At 50.7% G+C, this 643-nt stretch carries 1 protein-coding gene; it reads right to left on the reverse strand.

Going from position 1 to position 643, the window contains the following annotated elements; all coding sequences use genetic code 11:
* The coding region (locus tag ACTHUG_RS11285) for a hypothetical protein (protein ID WP_440422258.1) at positions 1-643 on the reverse strand (643 nt) is incomplete at both ends.

Raw genomic sequence — 643 nt, forward strand, 5'->3', positions numbered from 1 at the left:
TGTTTGGTTGGTGGTGTGTTTGTTGGGGGTGGTTGTTGGTGGTTGGTGGTGGGTGGTTGGTTGGTATTTTGTCGTTTTTTGAGGTGGTTTGTGTTTTGTTGTTGGAGGTTTTGACTTTTTTGGTATTGGTGTTGGTTGGGGTTTTCGTGTTGTTTGGTTTGGGTGTGGTTTTATGGGTGGTTTTGTGGGTGTTGTGGTTGGGGGTTGGGTGGTTTGGGTGGTTGGTGGGTTTGGGGGGTGGGTTGTTTGGGGGGGGTTGGGTGTGGGTGGTGGGGTGTTGTGGTTTTTGGGGTGGGTGTGTTTGGGGGGGGTGGTGGTGGTGTTGTTGTTTTTTGGTGCTTCGGTTGCGCCGGCGATTTTGGCGGGGTTGTTTTTGGTGTTGTGGTTGTGTGGGGTGTGGGTCGTTTGTGTTTGTGTGGTTGGGTGGTTGGTTGTTGGTTGTTTGGTTGTGTTGTTTTTGGTTGTGGGGTGGTTGGGGGGGGTGTTGTGTGTGTGGTGGTGGTTGTGTTGGGTGGGGGTTTTTTTGTTGTGGTTTTTTTGTGGTGTGTTGGGTTGGGTTGGTTGTGTTGTTTGTGGGGTGGTTTTTTTTGTTTTGTTGGTGTTGTTGTGTGGTGGTGGGGCGTGGTTTTGTTTTGTGTGGGTG

This window comes from Neisseria sp. P0022.S009 (assembly GCF_051956675.1).
In the GTDB taxonomy this organism is placed as follows: domain Bacteria; phylum Pseudomonadota; class Gammaproteobacteria; order Burkholderiales; family Neisseriaceae; genus Neisseria.